Here is a 21,183-nt window from a genome sequence, read left to right as displayed (position 1 = left end):
ACAGCACCTAAAACAGGAAAAATGCCATGCAAATGACCATGCGAGCCGTCGTCTTCGTGATCGTCGGTTCTATCCTGAGCATCCTCTTGATCAAATATGCCAGGAACGATCTGAACGGCGCAGTCCCGATGATGGATCCTGCCGTCGTGGCAGAGCCGACCTGATATCCCATAATTTGGGGACAAAACCGCAGAGACTATCCACTTTGCGAATCCCTTCAGTCAGAAAACCGCCATATTCGACCGCCACCCATGCCGGGCGCGAGGCATGCGAGCTTCAAGGTATACGCTCATCGTGTGGCCATGGATCACGCTTCTTCACAGGGCAAACGCATATTTCTGATAGGATGGGGACACGGGGCATGACGAAATGGCGCAACGAGCCGATGCTGCCGCCTCACGTTGAACTGTGCCAGCGCGTCTTCGACGCGGCCAGGATAGCCCGTAACATAACCCCCGAAAGCGATGCGAACAACCCGGTGGCTGCGCTGGTGCTGACCCTTTACCGGCATGGCGTGCGGGAAGAAGACGAATTGCTCCGCCGCGTTCTTGGCGCTTTGGACGAAAAATCCTGATCGAAAGCTTGGCTGCGCCACATCCAGCCAAATCACTTCTTGCTTTTACCCGGCAAATGGATCGAAAACTTACACTAGCGCCAGTCAGGGTTGGCCGGCGGTGAGATGTCATGACCCAATTGATCGTCAATCCCATGACCTTGTCAGTGCGCAGTGAATCGACAGCGTCGAAAGCGAAACGCCCGGTGGTCGCCATCATTGGAGGCGGCGTCTCCGGCGCGGCCACGGCGTTCCATCTCGCCCAAGCGGACCAGAGCCCGCCGCCGGAGATCGTCGTCTTCGAACCGCGCGACGGCCTGGGCAGGGGGCTCGCCTACGACACGGCGGAACCCGCTCACCGCATCAACGTTCCCGCCGCACGCATGAGCCTTCTCACCGACGAGCCGGATCATTTCCTGCGCTGGATCGACGACCATGCAGCGACCGCGGGCGATGCCGATGCCCTGCGGCCGGACGGCAATCTCTTTCCCCGGCGAAACGTCTTCGGCGATTATGTCAATGCCATGCTGCAGCCTTTCATCGCCGACGGCGCCGTCCAGCATCGCCGCGCAGCCGTCGCGCATCTGCTGCGCAACCCACAGCAGCGCTGGTGTCTCGTCGATGAGGACGGCGGCGAGACCCTGGCAGACATCGTCGTCCTCGCCACCAGCCATCCGCCACCGGTGGCGCCGGGCGGCCTTCAGACACTGCTGAAGGACCATCCGCGCTTCGTGCCGGACCCGACCAGAGCCGGCGCGCTCGACGCCATACGCGCGTATGACCGGGTGCTGGTCATCGGCAACGGCCTGACCTCTGCCGATGTAATCGCATCCCTGGCACTCAAGGGGCACACCGGCGCGATCACCGCGATCTCCCGCCGCGGCCTACGGTCCCGGGGACATGCGCCCTTCCCGCAAGATCCCACAGGCGATTTCCTCGCCGACCCGGCTTTCACGGCTCGAAAGCTGGTCCGGAACATCCGCAGCGCCGTTCGCAAGGCAACCGCAACCGGACTGACCTGGCATGGCGTCATCGACCAGGTGCGAGCACAGGGCCAATCGATCTGGCAGCTTCTGCCCCTGGCGGAACGGCAGCGTATCGTCCGGCATCTGCGGCCTTATTGGGATGTCCATCGCTTCCGGGTCGCACCGCAGGTGGAAGCGGCACTTGACGAGGCGATTTCGCAGGGCCGCCTTCAAATTCTCGCCGGATCGATTGCAGGTACCAACGTCGAGGGCGAGACGATCCGCTGCGCGCTCCGTCTCCGGCGCGGCCGAGAGACGGTGGAGCGGACCTATGATGCAGTCGTGGTCACCACCGGTCCCGGACATGGCGGCATCCTTGCGAGCCAACCCTTTCTCGCGGAATTGGCAGAGCGCGGCTATCTCGAGCTCGATCAGACCGGCCTTGGGCTTTCCTGTACCCGCAATTGCGAAGCGATCGGCCCCGTATCCGGTGTAACACCGTCGCTCCTGATTGCCGGCCCCCTGGCACGCGGCACCTTCGGCGAACTCATGGGTCTGCCGCAGGTGACAGAACATGCGGCGTTCGTCGCTTCCGTGGTTGCCGAGCGCTTGCAGACAGCGCCTCCGCCGAAAAACCCGCTTTAGGGAGAGACTTTTGTTGATCTTATCGGTGACCAGCGGTCACTTGCACCTAAGTTTATGAGCTGTGCGCGGCTAGGCGCATAACGGTGATAGAACCGGGTTTCGCGAGCATCAGCTTGCTGTCCTCGATCATCCAGGAAAGCCCGCTTTTCAACGCATCGAAGAATTTCCACTCCTGGTCCATCACGGCCGGAACGCAGACCTTGCGCGTGGCGCCGGCCGTGCCGAAGATGATCTCGTTGGCCTTCAGGTTGAATGTGCCGGTGTAATGATTGCAGCCGGCAAAGCCGGAATAGGTGCCGTCATCGTTGATTTCGAGCGTCGTTTGTAAGTCGTCGATCACGCCGCCGCCACCGATATCCTCGGCAAGCCATGTTCCGACGAGTTCGGCGGGCACGGATTTAGCGACGACGGTCGAGACGGATGTCGCATCAAGCAGCACACAGGAGCAGGAGAGAAACAGCGCAAGTTTCAACATGTGAGATACCGTCCTTCCGAATTGACGGCGTTTGCCGCGAATCGCCCTCACGCGCGACCATATCGCCACATCCTGTTTGGAGACTACCCTTGTTGACAGTCGCTTTCACCTGTAGAGCCTAGTGCACAATTCCTTAAATCGGAATCGATCTAAGGATAAAATCATGCAGCAGTTTAAGTGCTGCGGCGCCCTCGCGCGTCCATATTAGACGCGCGGCGCTGTAGCGCGAAACAAGAAAAACAACGGGACTTGGCCATGACCTCCGGCGCAGCTGAAAAACGCCGATTGACCATTCTGGGCTCCACAGGCTCGATCGGCACCAACACGCTCGACGTCATCGGCCAGCTTGGCGGCCGCGACGCATTCGAAATTGCCGCCGTGACCGGCAATGGCAACATCGACCTGCTCGCCGAGCAAGCCAGGGCGACGGGCGCCGAACTCGCCGTGACCGCCAGCGAGGGTCAGTACGAAAACCTGAAATCGGCACTGGCGGGTACCGGCATCGAAGTCGCCGCCGGCCGCAGTGGCCTGATCGAGGCCGCCGAGCGCGACGCCGACTGGGTGATGGCGGCCATCGTCGGAACGGCCGGCCTCGCGCCGACGCTCGCCGCCGCGAAACGCGGCGCCGATATCGCGCTCGCCAACAAGGAATGCCTCGTCTCGGCGGGAGACCTCTTCGTGCGCGCGGTAGCCGAAGGCGGCGGGCGGCTGATCCCGGTCGACAGCGAACACAGCGCGATCTTCCAGTCACTGGAGGACGATCAGCGCCACGCCGTCGAACGGATCGTGCTGACCGCGTCCGGCGGTCCCTTCCGCACCTGGTCGCGCGAGCAGATGGCAGGCGTGACGGCGGAAATCGCTCGCGCCCATCCGAACTGGTCGATGGGCCTGAAGATCTCGATCGGCAGCGCCTCGATGTTCAACAAAGCGCTGGAAATGATCGAGGCGAAGCACCTGTTCGACGTCGCGCCAAGCCAGATCGAAGTCATCGTCCACCCGCAGTCGATCATCCATTCGATGGTCGGATACACCGACGGCTCCGTGATCGCCCAGTTGGGCTGCCCCGACATGCGCACGGCTATCGGCTACGCGCTGACCTATCCGTCGCGGGCGAAACTCAATGTCGATCGGCTGGACTTCGCCAAACTCGCAAGGCTCGATTTCGAGCCCCCGGACGAAGTCCGCTTCCCGGCGCTGCGCCTTGCCCGCACCGCAATGCAGCGCGGCGGCCTGCAGGGCGCGATCATGAGCGCGGCCGAGGAGGTCGCCTTCGACGCCTTCGTTTCAGGCCGCATCGGCTTCCTCGATATGGCCGACATCGCCGAGATGGTCATGGACCGCATGACGAACGTCGGCCCGGCTGCCTCCATGGATGACGTTTTCGCCGCCGACAGCGAAGCCCGCGCCCGTGCTGCTGAAGCGATAGCCGAAAAAGCAAAGGCCGCCGGAGCGGCGGCCTGAGTCAATTCAATAGGTTAGATTTACCTTACGCAACAGCCCTCGCCAGCGCGCAGCGCGACCAGAGTTGGTGCAGCGCGCTGACCAGATGGTCGATATCGGCATCCGAATGCAGCGGCGTCGGCGTGATGCGCAGGCGCTCGGTCTTCTTCGGCACTGTGGGATAGTTGATCGGCTGAACATAGATGCCGCAATTGTCGAGCAGCAGATCGGAAATCCACTTGCACTTGGCCGCATCGCCGACAATGACCGGCACGATGTGGCTCGGATTGGCCATATGTGGAATGCCGTTCTTGTCGAGCAGGTTGCGCAGGCGGCGAACCCGTTCCTGATGGGCGAAGCGTTCGATCTGGCTTTCCTTCAGGTGGCGGATCGAAGCGACCGCACCGGCGGCCAGTGCCGGCGGCAGCGCGGTCGTGAAGATGAAGCCGGAGGCAAACGAGCGGATGAAGTCGCACAGCGCACTCGATGCCGCGATATAGCCGCCCATGACGCCGAAAGCCTTGCCCAGCGTACCCTCGATCACCGTCAGCCGGTGCATCAGGCCTTCGCGTTCGGCAATGCCGCCGCCGCGCGGGCCGTACATGCCGACGGCATGAACCTCGTCGAGATAGGTCATCGCGCCGTATTTGTCGGCGAGATCGCAGATCTCCTTAATCGGCGAAATGTCGCCATCCATCGAGTAGACCGATTCGAACGCAATGATTTTTGGCGCGCGCGGGTCGGCAGCAGCCAGTTTCGCTTCAAGGTCGGCAACCGAATTGTGCTTGAAGATCACCCGCTCGCATTTGGAGTGACGGATGCCCTCGATCATCGATGCGTGGTTGCCGGCGTCCGAGAAGACGATCACGCCGGGGATCTTCGAACAGAGCGTTCCAAGTGCCGCCCAGTTGGAGACGTAACCGGACGTGAACAGGAGCGCCGATTCCTTGCCGTGCAGATCAGCAAGTTCGCGCTCGAGCAGTACGTGATGGTGGTTGGTGCCCGAGATATTCCGGGTGCCTCCCGCACCCGCGCCACACTGGTCGATGGCGAGTTTCATCGCCTCGATGACCTTGGGGTGCTGACCCATGCCGAGATAGTCGTTGGAACACCAGACGGTGACATCCTGCTTTTCGCCTTGGGCATTGTAGCGGATCGCCTTCGGGAATTCTCCGCGCTGGCGCTCCAGATCGGCGAACACCCGGTAGCGGCCTTCCTGATGCAGGCCGTCCAGTTCGCCTTTGAAGAAACTTTCGAAATCCATCATCGTCTCCAGAACCTTGCCGTGTTCTTGATCGAAAGGCACCCTGCGTCAATCCCGAAGCTTGGGATCGCGACTGGCTGCGGCAAAAGGCCCCTAATTTTGAACAGTTCCAAACTATCCGTCATGGATTTCATTCCACTTAACATTGATCTGAGTCAAGCCCACGTGGAAAAGGACGAACCACTCCTGCATTATATTCTGCTTCAATGAAACCGGCTGCAATCATGCACCGGAAATTGCAAGCTGGGCGGTGTCTTGCGCCGGATCGCCGCCGGATTGGCGCCGGAAATTTCTAGGAACTGTCCCGCTGGGAACAGCGCCTTCAGCTTCCGTTCAGGTTGAATGGCATTTCTTGCAACGAGAGGATTTTTGCAGGATATCTGTAGACTTTCGCAGACATGCAATTATCTTCGAAGTTGCAAGTTCGACAGGAGGGGGACCTTACCGTCCAGCTTCCATTCCCGGGGAACGGACGGCGGAGAGGTCAGCTTCCGCGTCCAGATTGGAGAACCAAATGAAAAGAGCCATTGCGCTTGTGTTGATCGCCTTGTCGGTCGCAAGCTGCACGCAGACTGAAAAGGGTGCCGGCATCGGTGCCGTTTCCGGCGCCATCATCGGCGGCGCGATCACCGGCAATGTCCGCGGCGCAGCCGTCGGCGCGGCGATCGGCGGTGTTTCCGGTGCAGTCATCGGCCATGTCAGCGAGCAGCCGGGCCAGTGCTACTATCGCGACCGCTACGGCCGCCGCTACATCGACGATTGCCCGTGATATAACCCACAGGCTGCAGTCGGCAGGGCAAAAACGCGGCAAGCGGCTTTTGCCCCGACGACGCGAATACCGCCAGCCCCGGAGAAATCCGGGGCTTTTTGTTTCCCGCACGTCACACGTGCCGCGGTTTTTCTCCAAATTCCCGCGTCGTGCCTTCATCACCGGGGCAATGCTGTGTAGGGTCATCGTTAATGAAGGGAAAACCTTGTCATGCAATGTTGCCCCTGCCATGAGGGCAGGCGGATGTTGAAAGTAGCCTGGAAAGCGGAATGCGGAAACGAAAGCGTCTGCCGACTGTAAGTGTTGCGTACCGGAACGCTGGCACTGCTTTTGCCGTCGCGGCTCTGGCCGCATGCGGGCCTTTGTCGGTCACAGACGCCCATGCTTTCAAGATCTTCGGCATGCGTTTCTTCGAAAGTGACGAGGAAACGGTCGAGGTCATCGATCCCGTCAGATACAACCTTACCTTGACAGAGGGCTCAGGCGACGAGGACCTGAAGGAGGCGCTGGAAAGCAGCTCGCGGCTGTTCCAGGACAAGGAAAAGCCGGTTTCCGGCGATCTCGGCCTCGTCATCAAGGCACGCGACGATCGCGATCGTCTCCTCGCCGCCCTCTATGAACAGGCCCGCTATGGCGGCACGGTCGATGTCAAGGTGAATGGCCAGGATATCGACACGCTGCCGCCCGATCCGGTGTTTCCTGAAGGCGCTCCGGTTCCCGTTGAAATTACGGTCACGCCCGGTCCGGTTTTCACGTTTGGTAACGTCGTGCTCAAGGGCGACGCTCTCGGGCGCAGGCCTGACGAATACCTGAAACCCGGGGCCCGGGCAGATTCCACGCTCATTATCAAGGCCGGCGAAAAGGTCGTCGAGGATTTGAAGGAAGAAGGCCGGCCGCTTGCCAGGCTGACGGAACGCAGCGCCGTTGCCGATCACAAGACGAACACGGTGGACGTGGTCATCGCCGCGGAAGGTGGCCCGGTTGCGCCGGTCGGCACCGTCACCGTGAGCGGCACAAAGACCGTCGATCCCGCTTTCGTCGCCAGCTATTCGCGCCTCAACGGCGGCAAGCCCTATTCGCCGGAAAACCTGCGCAAGGCGTCCGAGCGGCTGCGCCGGCTCGGCGTGTTTTCGAGCATCACCATCAGGCAAGCCGACGCGCTGGCGCCGGATGGCACCATCCCGATGAGCATCGAGGTGTCCGAGGGCAAGCACCGCTATTTCGGCGCCGGCGCACAATATTCAACCACGGACGGTTTCGGCATCCAGGGCTACTGGGGTCACCGCAATCTCTTCGGCCGGGCCGAATCGTTGCGCGTCGAAGGCTCGGTCAACCGCATCGGCGAGACGACCGATGTCGGCAACCTCGATTATTCGGCAGGGCTCATCTTTGCCAAGCCCGGCGCCTTTGGTCCCGCCTCCACCTTCAACGCCAGTCTGAAGGCGCAGCTTCTTGACCCCGATGCCTATAGCGCGACCGTCTTCACTGGTGCCGCCGGCGCAACCTTCGAGCTATCCGATACCGACACGATTTCCGGCGGCGCCGAACTGAGCTGGGCCGATGTCGACGACGCCTTCGGCTCCAACGAATATCTCACGGCGGCGATCCCCATCGAATATTTTCGCGACACGCGCGACGACAAGCTCAATCCGACCGCAGGCTACCGTGCATCGATCAACGCCAAACCGAGCTTTGAGATCAACGGCCAGGCCTTCTTCAGTTCGTTCGAGGGCTCGGCCTCGGCTTATCTCGGGCTCGGCGAGGAAAACCGCTTCGTGCTGGCCGGCAAGCTCGGTGCGGGCGTCCTGGCCGGTGGCGACGGCCTTGCCTCCATTCCGGCCAACCGGCGTTTCTACCTCGGCGGCGGCGGCACGGTGCGCGGCTACTCCTACCAGGAGATCAGCCCACGCAACGGAGATGACGAAATCCTCGGTGGCCGCTCCTATGTCAACGCCTCGGTCGAGGCACGCATCAACGTCACCGAAAAGATCGGCATCGTTCCCTTCCTCGACGCCGGAACGGTATCGGCCACGACCGCGCCGGATTTTTCGGATATCCGTGCAGGTGCGGGTATCGGCATCCGCTATGCAACGCCGTTCGGGCCGATCCGGCTTGATTTTGCAGTGCCGCTGAACGCCTATCCGGGCGGCACCAAATACGGGATCTATGCCGGGATCGGGCAATCCTTCTGACTACCGAAGGACAGGCCGCAGAGAGAAGCAATTTCACCGCGACGCAACTTGGACTATGGATAAACCATGAATCGTTTCCTCCGTTTCCTGAAAGCCGCGTCGCGCTGGTTCCTCTATTGCCTCGGCCTCGTCCTTTCCGCTGCCGTGCTCTTCCTGCTCTTTGCCGGCTTTACCGCGCCGGGCGCGCGCATGGTCGCGGTGATGATCGAGAAATATGCCTCGACGCCGGACCAGATCGTCCGCATCAACGATCCGAGCGCGCTTCTCACCGGCAATTTCACCGCTTCCAGCGTCACCCTCTTCGACAGCAAGGGCGTCTATGCTGAAATCCGCGAGGTCGCCATCGACTGGTCGCCGACAGTGCTTTTTGCCAAACGTTTCGAAGCGGCGATGCTTTCCGCCGGGTCCGTCCGCCTTGAGCGGCTGCCGATCCCCTCGCAGGAAACGCGGGAGGTCCGCGAAACCTTTGCTTTGCCGCTCGATGTCAAGATCGATGCCTTCGACATCGAGGAAGTCGTCATCGGCAAGGAGATCGCCGGCGTCGATCAGTTCCTGAGTGCCGAGGGCAAGCTGAACGCCACCAATGCCAGCATTGCCACAGCCCTTGCCGTCGCGCAGCGCGACCGACCCGACGCCAAGGCTATCGCCGACATCATCTTCAATCCAGCCGGCAACGAGTTGAGGCTGGAGGCCACGATCGAGGAGCCGAAAGGCGGCTTGCTTGCCAAGGCCATGCGCCTGCCCGGCGAACCGGCGATCAGCGTCAACGTCACCGGCCAGGGGCCGCTTTCCAACTGGAGCGGAACGGCAACCGCCGCACTCGACGGCCAGGAAGTGCTGAAGCTCGGAGGCCAGCACACGCTGGCGGCCGATGGGTTCCGCACCGTGTCGCTCAAGGGCGGCGGCGCGTTCAGCAATCTTCTGCCCGCCGCCTTCCGGCCGCTGTTCGAAGGCACCACCGACATTGATCTTTCCGCGGCGATCGACGGCAAGACCGTCCGCATCCAGACGGGCAATGTCTCGACCGGCGCGCTGACACTGTCGGCATCCGGTACCTACAGCACGGCGGGTCAGAATGACCTGCAGGCCAGCCTCACCGGCAAGAATGGCCCGATCGATTTCCGCGTGCCGCTGGAAAAGGGCGAGGCCCAACTCGCGATCGAAGCGGCAAGCGTCTCGCTGATCGGCGATGCGCAAACCGCAGTGCTCGACATCGGCGCTGGGATCGGCAAGGCGACGCTGCCGCAAGGCGAGATCGAGGCGATCAAGCTGCATGCCTATAGCGACGCCTTCAACCTCTCGACCCGCACCGGCCCGCTCAAAATCACGATAGAAACGGGTGCGACCCGCTTTGCCAACGCCGATCTCGACCGTGTGATCAAGGGACCGGTCAAGCTCGATGGCACGCTGTCGCTGACGCCGGAGACAGCATCCTTCGATCCGGTCACCATCGAAAGCGCCAGCATCGGCGGCACGCTGACCGGCTCCTACACGATTGCCGAAAACACCGTCGCTACCGGCTTCAAGCTCTTTGCCCTGCCTGTCGTCCTGCCGCCGGTGCTGGCTGCGAAATTCGACACGACGATCGCCATTGCTGGCAATCTCGGGACAGGCCCCAATGGCAGCGTCAATGTGAGCGACCTCACCATCAAGTCCGGGACCGTCGACGTCGCCGGTTCAGCGGCGTTCGAAACCGATACACTCACGGCCGCGATCACCGGCACCGTGCCGGAGATCGGCAACCTGCTCGCCGATGCCAAAGGTTCCGCAACCTTCAGCGCCGACGTAACCGGGCCGCTCGACGCGCTCGCCGTCAAGGCCAAGGTCACGTCGAGTGGAACAACCCTTGTCGGCCGCACCCTGAACGACCTTGCCGTCAATGCCGACGTGGTCATCGGCCGCGACGGGCCGACGGGAACCGTCACCGCCAGCGGCAGCGTCGACGGACAGGCGATCAACGCCAAGGCTGAGATCGCAACGGCAAAGGGCACCACCGGCATTCCGTCGATCGAAGCCGTGATGGGGTCGAATACGCTGAAAGGTTCGCTCGATCTGACGAAGGAATTCGAGCCGAACGGTTCGCTCACCTTCAACTTCCCGGATGTCGGACTGCTGGCCACGATGGCCGGGCAGACCGCGTCCGGCGACCTCTCCGGCTCGGCTAGCGTCACGACGGAAAACGGCGTCACCTCCTTTGCCGTGAAAGCCAGCGGTTCCGGCGTCACGCGCGGCGATCTGGTGATCACCAAGCCTGCAGCCGACATCACCATCGCCGACCTCAAGGCTCCCGCGATCAAGGGCTCCGTGACTGTCGAGGAAGTGAAGCAGGGCAACAACCTCCTCGCCGGCCTCAAGCTCGGCTTCGAGCAGCAGGGCAAAACGACGAATTTCGCTGTCGACGGGACCTATGACGCCGCCCCGCTCAGCGCCAGCGGCGATCTGCAGAGCGCGGACGGCCGCACGACGATCAAGCTGCAAGCCTTCGCGGCGGCACCGAAAAAGATCCCGCTGGAACTCGCCAACCCGGCGACCATCGTGATCGAGAACGGCGCCGTCAACCTGCAGCAACTGGCGATCAATGCCTATGGTGGCACCGTCACCCTCACCGGTAGCGCCGGCGAAAAGCTCGCCCTGACGGCGACCCTGGCCGGTATCGACACCCGCCTGCCGCTCGAAGCCGGCGAGGTGCATATCCTGCTCGATACGGGCACGGCATCGATCAATGGCAACATGCAATCCGCGGTCCTCGATGTTGTCGGCAACATCGAGGAAGTGGCGCTGCCGCAAGGACGCTTCGACGCCGTCAAGCTGACGGCACACAGCGACAACTTCAACCTCACCACCCGCGCCGGGACGGTTGCGGCGACGATCGAGGCCGGGGCGACGCAACTCACAAATCCCGATCTCGCCCGGTTGGTCAAAGGCCCGATCACGGTGGCGACGACGCTCGACGTGACGCCCGAAGCAGTCGGTTTCAGCCCGATCACCATCGGCAGCGCCAATCTCGATGGCGCGCTCGCGGGTTCCTACAGGCTCGCGGAGAACAGCCTGAACACGACGTTCAAACTCTCGGCCCGTCCGGCCGCCCTGCCCGCCTCCGTCGCGGAAAAATTCGAAACGCCGGTGGACGTCGCCGGCACACTTGCCACCGGCCCTGGTGGCGCGGTCGACATCACGAACCTCAACATAACCTCCGGCACGCTTCAGTCCGCCGGTTCCGTCGCGCTCAAGGCGCAGACCCTGACGGCGACGCTGACCGGCACCGTGCTTGATCTCGGCAAGGTACTGGCTGATGCAAAGGGCCAGGCCAACTTCACGATCGACGCCACCGGCCCGCTCGACAATCTCGCCATCAAAGCCGATATCACCTCTCGCGGCGCGACGCTTGCCGGCCGCACGTTGAGCGACCTGCAACTGACGGCGGATGCAACCGCCAATCCGAAGAACCCGCAGGCGAAGATCACCGCCACCGGCGCGCTCGGCGGCCAGGCGATCAACGTCAAGGCCGATCTCGTTTCCAAGGACGGTCGCACCAGCGTGCCGGTCCTGCAGGTACAGATCGGCGAAAACACGCTGAACGGCGTTGTCGACTTCACGTCCAACTTCCTGCCGCAGGGGACGATCGACTTCACCTTCCCAGATGTTGGGCTGCTGGCCGCCATGGCCGGAGAAAAGGCGTCCGGTGATCTGTCGGGATCGGCATCGATCAAAAGCGACGGCGGTGTAACCTCGATCACTCTCAAGGCCAGCGGCTCCGGCATCAAGCGCGGCGATCTCGTCATCACCAGGCCGGTCGCCGACATCACCATCGCCGACCTGAAGGCGCTGGCGATCAAGGGTAATCTTTCCGTCGAGACGTTTGCGCAGGGCGCCAACCGCGTCAGCAGCCTGAAGCTCGATTTCGTCCAGCAGGCAAACCAGACCAATGTCGCACTCGATGGCAGCTACGATGGCGCGCCGCTCAAGCTGCGCGCCGATATCCAGACGGCGGGCGGCAAAACGACTGTCGATCTCGCCTCCTTCACCGCCACTCCGAGAAAGATCCCGGTCAAGCTCTCGGGACCAACGACGATCTCCATCGAAAATGGTACCGTCAGCCTGCAAAAACTGACAATCGCGGCATCCGGCGGCACGATCGCGATCACCGGATCGGCCGGCGAAAAACTCGGTCTCGCCATCAGCCTCAATGCCTTGCCCGCCAGACTCGCCAACACCTTCGCGCCCTCGCTCGGCGCCGACGGCGCCATCAGCGGCACGGTTGGGGTCAAGGGCACATCGACTGCACCGGTCGCGACCTATGACCTGCGCTGGGCGAACGCCGTGGTTGCCCAAGCAAAGTCGGCCGGCGTCAGCCCGCTCGACGTTACCGCCAAGGGCCAGTTCGCCGACAACACCGTCACGCTCGACGCGACGATCAGCGGCGCAGGCGGCCTTTCCTTCCGCGGCGGCGGCAAGCTCGGGCTCACCGGCAACCGACCGATCGACATGAAATTCTCCGGCAACCTGCCCTTCGGTCTTGCCGCCGGTCTGCTGGCGCAGCAGGGCTTCACGCTGACGGGCACCGCCAATGTCGATCTCGCCATAAAGGGTACTGCGACCGCACCGCAGATCACCGGCACGATCTCGACCTCCGGCGCCCGCCTCGTCGATGTCCGCCGAAACCTCGCGATTAACGATCTGACGGCCAATATTGCCCTCGACGGCAAGCAGGCGACCATTTCCACATTGTCCGGCCGACTGGCCAGCGGCGGTTCGTTCGATGTCAGCGGCACGCTCGGCATCGCGCCAGGATCCGGCTTTCCGGCCGATCTCTCCATCCGCCTCGACAACGCGAGCTATGTCGACGGCAGCCTGTTTACAGCCAATGTCGATGGCGCCCTGACGCTCAAGGGCTCGCTCATAGCGGCACCTGTGTTGGGCGGGACCGTCACCCTTCAGAAGGCAGCGATCACAATCCCGGAAAAACTCCCGGCCTCGTTGTCGGAGATCGACATCAAGCACAAGAATGCTCCGGCCAAGGTCCGCCAGATGCAGGCGGATGCCAAAAGCGACACCGCGAGCAGCGGCGGAGCCAAGAGCGGCGGCGTGGCCTTCGATCTCGCCGTCCATGCGCCAGGAAAGCTATTCGTCCGCGGCCGCGGCATCGACGCCGAACTGGGCGGCGACGTGACGATCCGCGGCACCGCCATTCAGCCGGCGGTCTCCGGCGGCTTCGAGATGCGGCGCGGCCGATTGGAAATTCTCGGCAAGCGGCTCGATTTCTCCGACGGCACGATCAGCTTCGGTGGCAACCTCATCCCGACGCTCGACCTCGACGCAACGTCGACTGCGGGTTCGACGACGATTACCGTCAATGTCGCCGGCCTCGCCAACAATCCGACCATCACCTTCTCGTCATCGCCCGCCTTGCCGCAGGATGAAATCCTGGCGCAGCTGATCTTCAACCGCTCGCTCTCCAACCTGTCGGCCCTGCAGATCGCCCAGCTCGCAAGCGCCGTCAGTCAGCTTGCCGGTGGTAAATCCACCTCGCTTCTCGACGGCTTGCGCAACAAGCTTGGCGTCGACGACCTCGACGTCTCCACCGACGCCAGCGGCGGCGCCCAGGTGACGGCCGGCAAATATCTGAACGACCGCACCTATCTGCAGCTTCAATCAGGCTCCGAGGCCGGCGGCGGCAAGGCGATCATCAATCTCGACGTCGGCCGCGGCGTCAAGCTGCGCGGCGAAGCCGGCAGCAGCGGCACGGGCGCGGGCATCTTCTACGAGAAGGAATATTGAGCGGCGGGTTATAGCCCCGTCGCCATCTTGCTGGTCTTCAGCAGGATGTTCGTCTCCGTCAGGTTGATCCCGTCGATCAGCCGGATACGCCGCAGCGTTTCGTCGAAGGTAGCGAGATCCTTGTCCTCAAGCTCGGCAATGAAATCCCAGCGGCCATTGGTGGAATGAAGCGCCCGAACCTGCGGCAGGCCGCGCAATTGCGCAGCAACCTTGTCGGCCATCTTGCCGTGAATTTCGATCATGACGATGGCACGCACGCCGCTGCCGGACAGTTCGGCGCCGGTGCGGATGGTGAAGGCGGCGATGGTGCCCGAGGACACAAGACGGTCGATGCGGGCCGCAACTGTGGCTCGAGAGGCGCCCGTTGCCGCGGCCAACGATGAAACCGGTGTACGGGCATTGTGGCGCAACGCGCTGATCAGCGTGTGATCAAGATCATCAAGGTTTATCACTATGGTCACCCATACCTATCAAAATGCCGACAATAGCCTTCTATTTGTCAGTTTTCCATCTTTTTGCCAACATCTAAACCGGCAATAATCCCGCCACAAACCGGGCAAACCGGCATCACGGAAACCTGCGGGGAAGCCATGGCTGAATCGAAGAAAGACATCGCGCTGATCGGCGCTCCACTCGAGGAAGGCTCCGGCCGCCGTGGCGCCGCCATGGGTCCGGCAGCGCTGCGCATCGCCGGCGTCGACACCATCCTCGCCAGCCTTGGCCACAGCGTTACCGACGAAGGCGACCTGAAGCCACTGCCGGCCCGCGACCTTGCCAACCATCCAGGCGCCAACAATCTGCAGATCGTCGCGGCCATGACCCGTGCGCTGGACGAATCGGTGCACTACGCGGCGCGCGGCGGCAAGTTTCCGCTGGTCCTCGGCGGCGACCATGCCCTGTCGATGGGCTCGGTCTCCGGCATGGCGCGTTATGCGAAGGAACAGGGCCGTCCTCTCTTCGTGCTGTGGCTCGACGCCCATGCCGACTTCAATTCGCCGAGGACCTCGCCGTCCGGCAACATGCACGGCATGCCGGTCGCCTTCTTCTGCGGCGAGGCCGAATTCGCGCCGATCCTCGACAGGGATCGCCCGCTGGTCGATCCGAGCCATGTCTTCCAGGTCGGCATCCGTTCCGTCGATGACCGCGAGCGCGAGGAAATCGCCGAGCACGGCGTCAATGTCTACGACATGCGCGCCATCGACGAGACCGGCATGGCGCATATCATGCATGAGATCATCGCGACGATCAAAGCGGCGAACGGCATGCTGCATGTCAGCCTCGACGTCGATTTCCTCGATCCGGAACTGGCGCCTGGCGTCGGCACCACCGTGCCCGGCGGCGCGACCTTCCGTGAAGCGCATCTGATCATGGAAATGCTGTGCGACAGCGGCCTCGTCTCGTCGCTCGATCTCGTCGAGCTCAACCCCTTCCTCGACGATCGCGGCAAAAGCGCACGCATCCTCGTCGAACTGACCGCAAGCCTGTTTGGACGTCGCGTCCTCGACCGCCCCACCCGCAGCGCCTGACCCAAGAAACCGAGCCACTGGAGGCCCCATGAACACGACGACTGCACTGATCGAAACCGAATACCGGCTCGGCGCGCATAACTACAAGCCGATCGACGTGATCCTCTCGCGCGGCGAAGGCGTCTACGTCTGGGATCTCGACGGCAATCGCTACCTCGACTGCCTCTCGGCCTATTCCGCCGTCAACCAGGGTCATTGCCACCCGAAGATCTTGGCAGCGATGGTGGAACAGGCGCAGAAGCTGACGCTGACCTCGCGCGCCTTCCGCAACGACCAACTGGCGCATCTCTACGAGGAGCTGGCAGCGCTGACCGGCAGCCACAAGATTCTGCCGATGAACTCCGGCGCCGAAGCGGTCGAGACCGCCATCAAGGCCGTGCGCAAATGGGGTTACGAGGTCAAGGGCGTTGCGGACAACAAGGCCGAGATTATCGTCTGCTCCAACAACTTCCATGGCCGGACCATGGGCATCGTCGGCTTCTCGACCGATCCGGATGCGCGCACCGGCTTCGGCCCCTTCGCGCCTGGCTTCGTCACCGTGCCCTTCGGCGACATCGACGCCTTCCGCGCCGCAATTAACGAAAACACCGTTGCCTTCCTGATCGAGCCGATCCAGGGCGAAGCTGGCGTCGTGATCCCGCCGCGAGGCTATTTCCCCGAGGTTCGCGCGCTCTGCTCCAAGCACGGCGTCACGCTGATCCTCGACGAGATCCAGACCGGCCTTGGCCGCACCGGCAAACTGCTTGCAGAAGAGCACGAGGGCATCGAGGCCGACGTGACCCTGATCGGCAAGGCACTCTCCGGCGGCTTCTATCCGGTTTCGGCCGTGCTTTCGAATTCCGAGGTCCTTGGGGTCCTGAAGCCCGGCCAGCATGGCTCGACCTTCGGCGGCAATCCGCTCGCCTGTGCCATCGCCCGAGCCGCGCTGAAGGCGCTGACCGAGGAAGGCATGATCGAGAACTCGGCGCGCATGGGCGACCGCTTCCAGACAGGCCTGAAAGACATCCGCTCCAACATCATCAAGGAAATTCGCGGCCGCGGCCTGATGCTTGCCGTCGAACTGGTGCCGGAAGCCGGTGGCGCCCGCAAATATTGCGAAGCGCTCAAGGAGCGCGGCATCCTTGCCAAGGACACCCACGGCGACACGATCCGCATCGCCCCGCCGCTGGTGATCACGCAGGACCAGGTCGACTGGGCGATCGAGCAGTTCGCCGGCGTTCTCGCCACGGCTTGATTGGTACCGCACCGGCCGCCTGAGTGCGTTCAGGCGGCCGGTGCGCTTTCCTCACGCTGCAAAAGCATCTCTTAACGATTTTTGATATAAGGTTCTTCGCAGGGCGCGAACGGCTATCTGCCGTGCATGACGCATCGCCCCTGACCGGATGTAGCCGGCACTCCAGACAATTTATCCGACGCCGCAAGCGCAGGAGCCATGACGCCAGCAGCATGCGGCCGAGGTCTGTTAAGGCCGGGCGCCTTGGCACCGGCTGAAGCCGCAAAGGGAAGGAATCGCAGATGACGAATGCACTGAAAATGGCAGGTTTCGACGGCGAAGTGCTGGAAATCATCGCCTTCCGCCTTCACGATCAGGAATTCTGCGTGAAGACGACGACGATCCGCGAAATCCGCGGCTGGGCGCCCTCGACGCCAATCCCGCATTCGCCGGCCGAAGTACTCGGCGTCATGAACCTGCGCGGCACGGTCATCCCGATCATCGACCTCGCCCATAAGCTCGGCATGAAGAGCACCGTTGCCAACGAGCGCAGTGCCATCGTCGTTGCTGAAGTGCATAACATGGTCATCGGCCTTGTCGTCGACCGCGTCTCCGACATCCTGACCGTGCAGGGCAACCAGGTGCAGCCGGTTCCCGAAATCACCACCTCCTTCGACAAGAGCTATGCCGAAGGCATCATCGCCAACGAGACCGGCATGATCTGCTTCCTCAATCTCGCCCGCATGTTCAAGGAACGCGAGATGGATGATATGGCTGCCTGACCGGCGATCAAATCGAATTGACGAGAGCGGCCGCCGGCCGCTCTTTTCGTTTCAGGCGAAAGGCGTCCGCCAAAATCCTCGGTGATGAAGAACCCGCGCCCGCGTTCCGCATGCGGCCGATTGATAACGCCGGTTCGGCTCCTTTTCTAGAAGAGACGATGGGAAAGATCAGGACACGGGGGGCTTGCCCAAATTCGTGAAGCCAAAGCATTTCACTTTTCCCAAATCGTGCCCGGGTATCTCCCCGCGCGGAACAAAGCCCCAATCAGACGGTTATCATCCAGCAACGCATTGACGGAGGTAATTTCCATGCAAGTGATCGGCACGCAGGTTCACCAGCAGCCGGGGATGGTGACCGTCGAGTTTGTCGGCGAAGGCGGCGATGTCATCTCCGTCCAGATGCGCAGTGGCAAGAATGACGACCTCAACCGGCAGAACGCGATCGAAAAAGCCAAGGCGATGCTGCTGCAGGTGGCGGCGTTCGAACAGAGCGATAGCACCGACGAGGGCCTGCCCGAAGCGCCGGCCCCCGGCGGCGAATCGCCCGCCGTCCAGTCCCTGAGAAGCGCGCGCGCCGCGCACGATCTGGCGGCGCTCGAGGAAGAGCTCGATGAGGGGCTGGAGGGCACCTTCCCGGCAAGCGATCCGGTCTCGGCGACCGTAAGCTCCATCCCAGGCGGGCAAACAGGCCGGGCCACCCGGAAACAATAAGCCAGAGAAACAATAATGCATACGGCGACGAGATCGGCCGCTCTCAGGGCGCCGGCTTCGCCGCCTGCCTGCGATCGAACCCGTCGAGGATACGCTTCACCAAAGCGGGGTAGTCCTCATAGATATGGCCTTCGTCGCCATGCCAACGCTGACGCCGCCCGAGGAAGCGCCCAAATTTGGCATTGTCAACAAATGGATGCCGGCGTGTGGACACGATCCGCCGGCAAGCCGCTTAAACCCGCGTAGCCTTCAGCCGATCCTCGTCGAGCACGACGCCCAGCCCTGGCGCCTCACCGAGTTCGAGCCAGCCATCCCTGTGCTTCAGCGGCGAAACCATCGCGTAGTCGCGGCGCTCCTCGCTCCATTCGGGATTGTCATAGGGATATTCGAGGAAAGGCGCGTCGCCCGCGCCGGCGGTGAGGTGGGCGTTGGCAAGCACGCCGATGCCGTTGGTCCAGGAATGCGGCGTGAACATCACGCCGGCCTCGCGGGCCTGGTAGGCGAGACGGCGGCAGCCGGTGATGCCGCCGGTGAGCGCCACATCGGGCTGGATGACGTCGAAGGCACGTTCCTCGATGATGTCTCGGAATTCATAAATCTCACGGGTCATCTCGCCGCCGGCGATGCGCACGCTGGTGGCGTCGGAGAGGCGGCGCATGCCTTCGCGGTCGGAGCGGAACAGCGGTTCTTCCATCCAGTAGATATCGAGCTTTTCCAGCTCTTTCGCGACCGCTAACGCATCCTTGAAGGTCCAGGCCAGCGTCGTGTCCCACGGCATGCGCCAGCCCTGGTTACAATCGACCATCAGCTCCAGCCGGTCGCCCACGCGGGCGCGGATGGCTTCGAGCGCCTTCACATCGGCCTTCCAGCTGCCGCGGCCACCGGCCGAGGAGGAGAAACGTACCTTCATCGCCGGGAAACCTTCCCCGATATAGCGCTCGGCCTGATCGGCCATGGCCGACGGCTCGCGCAGGACGCCGGAGGAGGCGTAGAGCCGGACCTTGTCGGCCCGGCCGCCGAGCAAACGCCAGACAGGCTCGCCGGTGATCTTGCCGGAGAGATCCCACAGCGCCAGATCCAGTGGCCAGCAGCGGCCGTAGTGGAAGGAGATATGCGACAGCACCTCGTAATGCCGCTCCAGATGGCGCGGGTCCTGACCGATGAACAGGTCCTCATGGCCCTCGAAGCCTTTCATCAGGTCGCCGGAGCCGATCCCCTCGCGGCCCTCATCGTCGCTGACACGCACGATCGTCACGTCGAAATGTTCTCGCGGACGGCCGTCCCAGCTCGCCTTGAAGGCCGGGTCGAGCGGCAAGCGGTGGTGGGTGATCTCGATGGAAACGATCTTGCTCATGGGGCTCTCCTCGCCTCAGCCGAAATGCTGCCAGATGGTCTTGTAGTCGCAATATTTGTCGATCGCATGCACCGAACGGTCACGGCCGAAGCCGGACTGCTTGAAGCCGCCAAAGGGAGTTGCGAAATTCGACATGTCATAAGTGTTGATCCAGACCGTGCCGGCATGCAGGCTTTCAGAGAAGCGGTGGGCGCGGTCCATGTCCTTGGTGAAGACGGCCCCAGCCAGACCGTAGATCGTGTCGTTGGCGATCTTGAGGGCTTCCTCCTCGCTGTCGAAGGGAATGGCGGCAAGCACGGGACCGAAGATTTCCTGGCGGGCGAGACTCATGTCATTGGTCATGTCGACGAAAACGCCCGGCGAAACATAATAGCCGCCGGTTTCCGACAGCACTCGCTCGGCGCCGAAGGCGCGGCGCCCGCCTTCCCTTTCGCCAGCGGCGATCATGGCGAGCACCTTGTTCATGTGCTCTTCCTCGATCAGCGCGCCGATCTGCGCCGATGGCTCGAAGGGATGGGCAAGGGCGATATCGCTTCTGGTGACGGCTTCGATCTTGGCGATCAGCGCGTCCTGAACCGAGCGCTCGACAACGAGCCTCGTCGAGGCGTGGCAGGTCTCGCCGGAATTGTAGAAACAGCCCCAGGCGACGGCAGACGCCGCCGCATCGAGGTCGGCATCGGCGAAGACCACGAGCGGCGACTTGCCGCCGAGTTCGAGCGCCACGCGCTTGACGTTGGATTGCGCGGCATACCCCATGATCAGCTTTCCGACCTCGGTCGAGCCGGTAAAGGCGATCATGTCGACATCCATGTGCAGCGCCAGCGGCTTGCCGGTTTCCTCGCCGTAACCGGTGACGACGTTCAGCACGCCAGCCGGAAGACCCGCCTCGAAGCCGAGCTGGGCGAGACGGATGGCAGACAGCGACGACTGTTCGGCCGGCTTCAGTACGACGGAGTTGCCGGCAGCGATCGCCGGTCCGAGCTTCCAGGCATCGATGATCATCGGGTAGTTCCACGGCGTGATGGCGCCGATGACGCCAATCGGCACTTTCCGCACGATCGCGCGCTCGCCCGGCGGCGTCGGTGCGACCTCGTCGTAGAGCTTGTCGATCATTTCGCCATAGAACTGGATGCCGTCGGCGCAGAGGCGCACGTCGACATTGAGCGAGGCCATGACCGGCTTACCGACATCCAGCGTTTCGAGCAGCGCCAGCTCGTCGCCATGGTCGCGGATCGCCTGCGCCCATTTCAACATAACCTTCTTTTTCTCGAGCGGATCCTTGTTTCGCCAGACCCCGCTCGCGAAAGCCGCGCGGGCCGCCGCCACGGCCCGATCGATATCGATGGTATTCCCCCGCGCAAGTGTGGCGCCAGGCTTGCCGTCCATGGGGCGCGTGCGGGTGAAGGTCTCGCCGGACGAGGACGGCGACGGTTCGCCATCGACGAAATGGCGGCCTTCCGGCTTGAGGGCCGAAAGGACGTCTTCCCAGTAGTCGCGGGTATAGGGCTTGCTCATG

Annotated in this window: 16 protein-coding genes; 11 read left to right on the top strand and 5 right to left on the bottom strand. The window is 62.7% G+C overall.

Going from position 1 to position 21,183, the window contains the following annotated elements; genetic code table 11:
- Positions 1–26 precede the first annotated feature (26 nt).
- From ACSQ2Z_RS03150 to ACSQ2Z_RS03140, 3 genes are all read left to right on the top strand, one after another.
- A complete protein-coding gene (locus ACSQ2Z_RS03150; RefSeq protein ID WP_436079875.1) occupies positions 27–164 on the top strand; it encodes a hypothetical protein in 138 nt (45 codons plus the stop codon).
- Between the two features lie 197 nt (positions 165–361).
- Positions 362–574: a hypothetical protein gene (locus ACSQ2Z_RS03145; RefSeq protein WP_436079874.1), complete on the top strand. Its 213-nt coding sequence runs from the start codon at positions 362–364 to the stop codon at positions 572–574.
- A gap of 110 nt (positions 575–684) precedes the next feature.
- Entirely contained in the window at positions 685–2,163 is a 1,479-nt protein-coding gene (locus tag ACSQ2Z_RS03140; RefSeq protein ID WP_436079873.1) for an FAD/NAD(P)-binding protein, read from the top strand.
- Positions 2,164–2,215: 52 nt separating this feature from the next.
- Here ACSQ2Z_RS03140 and ACSQ2Z_RS03135 read toward each other — a convergent pair whose 3' ends face one another.
- Positions 2,216–2,638 carry an META domain-containing protein gene (locus ACSQ2Z_RS03135; RefSeq protein ID WP_436079872.1) on the bottom strand — a complete coding sequence of 141 codons (423 nt, stop codon included), beginning with the start codon at positions 2,636–2,638 and terminating at the stop codon, positions 2,216–2,218.
- Positions 2,639–2,893: 255 nt separating this feature from the next.
- Here ACSQ2Z_RS03135 and dxr point away from each other — a divergent pair, with 255 nt between their 5' ends.
- Positions 2,894–4,099, top strand: coding sequence for a 1-deoxy-D-xylulose-5-phosphate reductoisomerase (gene dxr, locus ACSQ2Z_RS03130; RefSeq protein ID WP_436079871.1), 1,206 nt, complete (start codon positions 2,894–2,896; stop codon positions 4,097–4,099).
- 25 nt (positions 4,100–4,124) lie between these two features.
- On the opposite strand, the gene hemA is transcribed toward dxr, so the two are convergent.
- Positions 4,125–5,342: a 5-aminolevulinate synthase gene (hemA, locus tag ACSQ2Z_RS03125; protein WP_436082957.1), complete on the bottom strand. Its 1,218-nt coding sequence runs from the start codon at positions 5,340–5,342 to the stop codon at positions 4,125–4,127.
- 514 nt (positions 5,343–5,856) lie between these two features.
- Here hemA and ACSQ2Z_RS03120 point away from each other — a divergent pair.
- From ACSQ2Z_RS03120 to ACSQ2Z_RS03110, 3 genes are all read left to right on the top strand, one after another.
- Complete coding sequence (locus tag ACSQ2Z_RS03120; protein ID WP_436079870.1) at positions 5,857–6,111, top strand: YMGG-like glycine zipper-containing protein; 255 nt, start codon at positions 5,857–5,859, stop codon at positions 6,109–6,111.
- A 269-nt stretch (positions 6,112–6,380) separates the two neighbouring features.
- On the top strand, positions 6,381–8,303 hold the full coding sequence (locus tag ACSQ2Z_RS03115; protein WP_436079869.1) for an autotransporter assembly complex protein TamA: 1,923 nt from the start codon (positions 6,381–6,383) through the stop codon (positions 8,301–8,303).
- A gap of 66 nt (positions 8,304–8,369) precedes the next feature.
- Positions 8,370–14,081, top strand: coding sequence for a translocation/assembly module TamB domain-containing protein (locus ACSQ2Z_RS03110; RefSeq protein ID WP_436079868.1), 5,712 nt, complete (start codon positions 8,370–8,372; stop codon positions 14,079–14,081).
- A gap of 8 nt (positions 14,082–14,089) precedes the next feature.
- Here the strand turns inward: ACSQ2Z_RS03110 and ACSQ2Z_RS03105 are convergent, their stop codons facing one another.
- Entirely contained in the window at positions 14,090–14,533 is a 444-nt protein-coding gene (locus tag ACSQ2Z_RS03105) for an Lrp/AsnC family transcriptional regulator (RefSeq protein ID WP_436079867.1), read from the bottom strand.
- A 138-nt stretch (positions 14,534–14,671) separates the two neighbouring features.
- Here ACSQ2Z_RS03105 and rocF point away from each other — a divergent pair, with 138 nt between their 5' ends.
- The 4 genes from rocF (at position 14,672) to ACSQ2Z_RS03085 (ending at position 18,313) form a co-directional block, all read left to right on the top strand.
- Positions 14,672–15,607 carry an arginase gene (gene rocF / locus ACSQ2Z_RS03100; protein WP_436079866.1) on the top strand — a complete coding sequence of 312 codons (936 nt, stop codon included), beginning with the start codon at positions 14,672–14,674 and terminating at the stop codon, positions 15,605–15,607.
- A gap of 28 nt (positions 15,608–15,635) precedes the next feature.
- Positions 15,636–16,841 (top strand): ornithine--oxo-acid transaminase, encoded by a 1,206-nt coding sequence (gene rocD, locus ACSQ2Z_RS03095; RefSeq protein ID WP_436079865.1) that lies wholly within the window; start codon positions 15,636–15,638, stop codon positions 16,839–16,841.
- Positions 16,842–17,122: 281 nt separating this feature from the next.
- Complete coding sequence (locus ACSQ2Z_RS03090; protein ID WP_436079864.1) at positions 17,123–17,602, top strand: chemotaxis protein CheW; 480 nt, start codon at positions 17,123–17,125, stop codon at positions 17,600–17,602.
- A 309-nt stretch (positions 17,603–17,911) separates the two neighbouring features.
- Positions 17,912–18,313: a hypothetical protein gene (locus tag ACSQ2Z_RS03085; RefSeq protein WP_436079863.1), complete on the top strand. Its 402-nt coding sequence runs from the start codon at positions 17,912–17,914 to the stop codon at positions 18,311–18,313.
- A gap of 232 nt (positions 18,314–18,545) precedes the next feature.
- Here the strand turns inward: ACSQ2Z_RS03085 and ACSQ2Z_RS03080 are convergent, their stop codons facing one another.
- Together ACSQ2Z_RS03080 and ACSQ2Z_RS03075 are read right to left on the bottom strand one after the other, a co-directional pair.
- Positions 18,546–19,667, bottom strand: a complete 1,122-nt coding sequence (locus ACSQ2Z_RS03080) for a mandelate racemase/muconate lactonizing enzyme family protein (protein WP_436079862.1) — start codon at positions 19,665–19,667, stop codon at positions 18,546–18,548.
- 15 nt (positions 19,668–19,682) lie between these two features.
- Positions 19,683–21,182, bottom strand: coding sequence for an aldehyde dehydrogenase family protein (locus ACSQ2Z_RS03075; protein WP_436079861.1), 1,500 nt, complete (start codon positions 21,180–21,182; stop codon positions 19,683–19,685).
- Position 21,183 lies beyond the last annotated feature (1 nt).

This window comes from Pararhizobium sp. LjRoot235 (genome assembly GCF_964254145.1).
Lineage (GTDB): Bacteria > Pseudomonadota > Alphaproteobacteria > Rhizobiales > Rhizobiaceae > Pararhizobium.
This window is presented reverse-complemented; position numbering and strand designations above follow the sequence as displayed.

Bases quoted from the DNA above. Each gene is read 5' to 3' on its own strand.
- ACSQ2Z_RS03085 (WP_436079863.1), top strand. From the start codon at position 17,912: ATGCAAGTGATCGGCACGCAGGTTCACCAGCAGCCGGGGATGGTGACC.
- ACSQ2Z_RS03145 (WP_436079874.1), top strand. From the start codon at position 362: ATGACGAAATGGCGCAACGAGCCGATGCTGCCGCCTCACGTTGAACTG.
- ACSQ2Z_RS03080 (WP_436079862.1), bottom strand. From the start codon at position 19,667: ATGAGCAAGATCGTTTCCATCGAGATCACCCACCACCGCTTGCCGCTC.
- ACSQ2Z_RS03120 (WP_436079870.1), top strand. From the start codon at position 5,857: ATGAAAAGAGCCATTGCGCTTGTGTTGATCGCCTTGTCGGTCGCAAGC.
- ACSQ2Z_RS03140 (WP_436079873.1), top strand. From the start codon at position 685: ATGACCCAATTGATCGTCAATCCCATGACCTTGTCAGTGCGCAGTGAA.
- ACSQ2Z_RS03110 (WP_436079868.1), top strand. From the start codon at position 8,370: ATGAATCGTTTCCTCCGTTTCCTGAAAGCCGCGTCGCGCTGGTTCCTC.
- dxr (WP_436079871.1), top strand. From the start codon at position 2,894: ATGACCTCCGGCGCAGCTGAAAAACGCCGATTGACCATTCTGGGCTCC.
- rocD (WP_436079865.1), top strand. From the start codon at position 15,636: ATGAACACGACGACTGCACTGATCGAAACCGAATACCGGCTCGGCGCG.
- ACSQ2Z_RS03115 (WP_436079869.1), top strand. From the start codon at position 6,381: ATGCGGAAACGAAAGCGTCTGCCGACTGTAAGTGTTGCGTACCGGAAC.
- ACSQ2Z_RS03135 (WP_436079872.1), bottom strand. From the start codon at position 2,638: ATGTTGAAACTTGCGCTGTTTCTCTCCTGCTCCTGTGTGCTGCTTGAT.
- hemA (WP_436082957.1), bottom strand. From the start codon at position 5,342: ATGGATTTCGAAAGTTTCTTCAAAGGCGAACTGGACGGCCTGCATCAG.
- ACSQ2Z_RS03150 (WP_436079875.1), top strand. From the start codon at position 27: ATGCAAATGACCATGCGAGCCGTCGTCTTCGTGATCGTCGGTTCTATC.
- ACSQ2Z_RS03075 (WP_436079861.1), bottom strand. From the start codon at position 21,182: ATGAGCAAGCCCTATACCCGCGACTACTGGGAAGACGTCCTTTCGGCC.
- ACSQ2Z_RS03090 (WP_436079864.1), top strand. From the start codon at position 17,123: ATGACGAATGCACTGAAAATGGCAGGTTTCGACGGCGAAGTGCTGGAA.
- rocF (WP_436079866.1), top strand. From the start codon at position 14,672: ATGGCTGAATCGAAGAAAGACATCGCGCTGATCGGCGCTCCACTCGAG.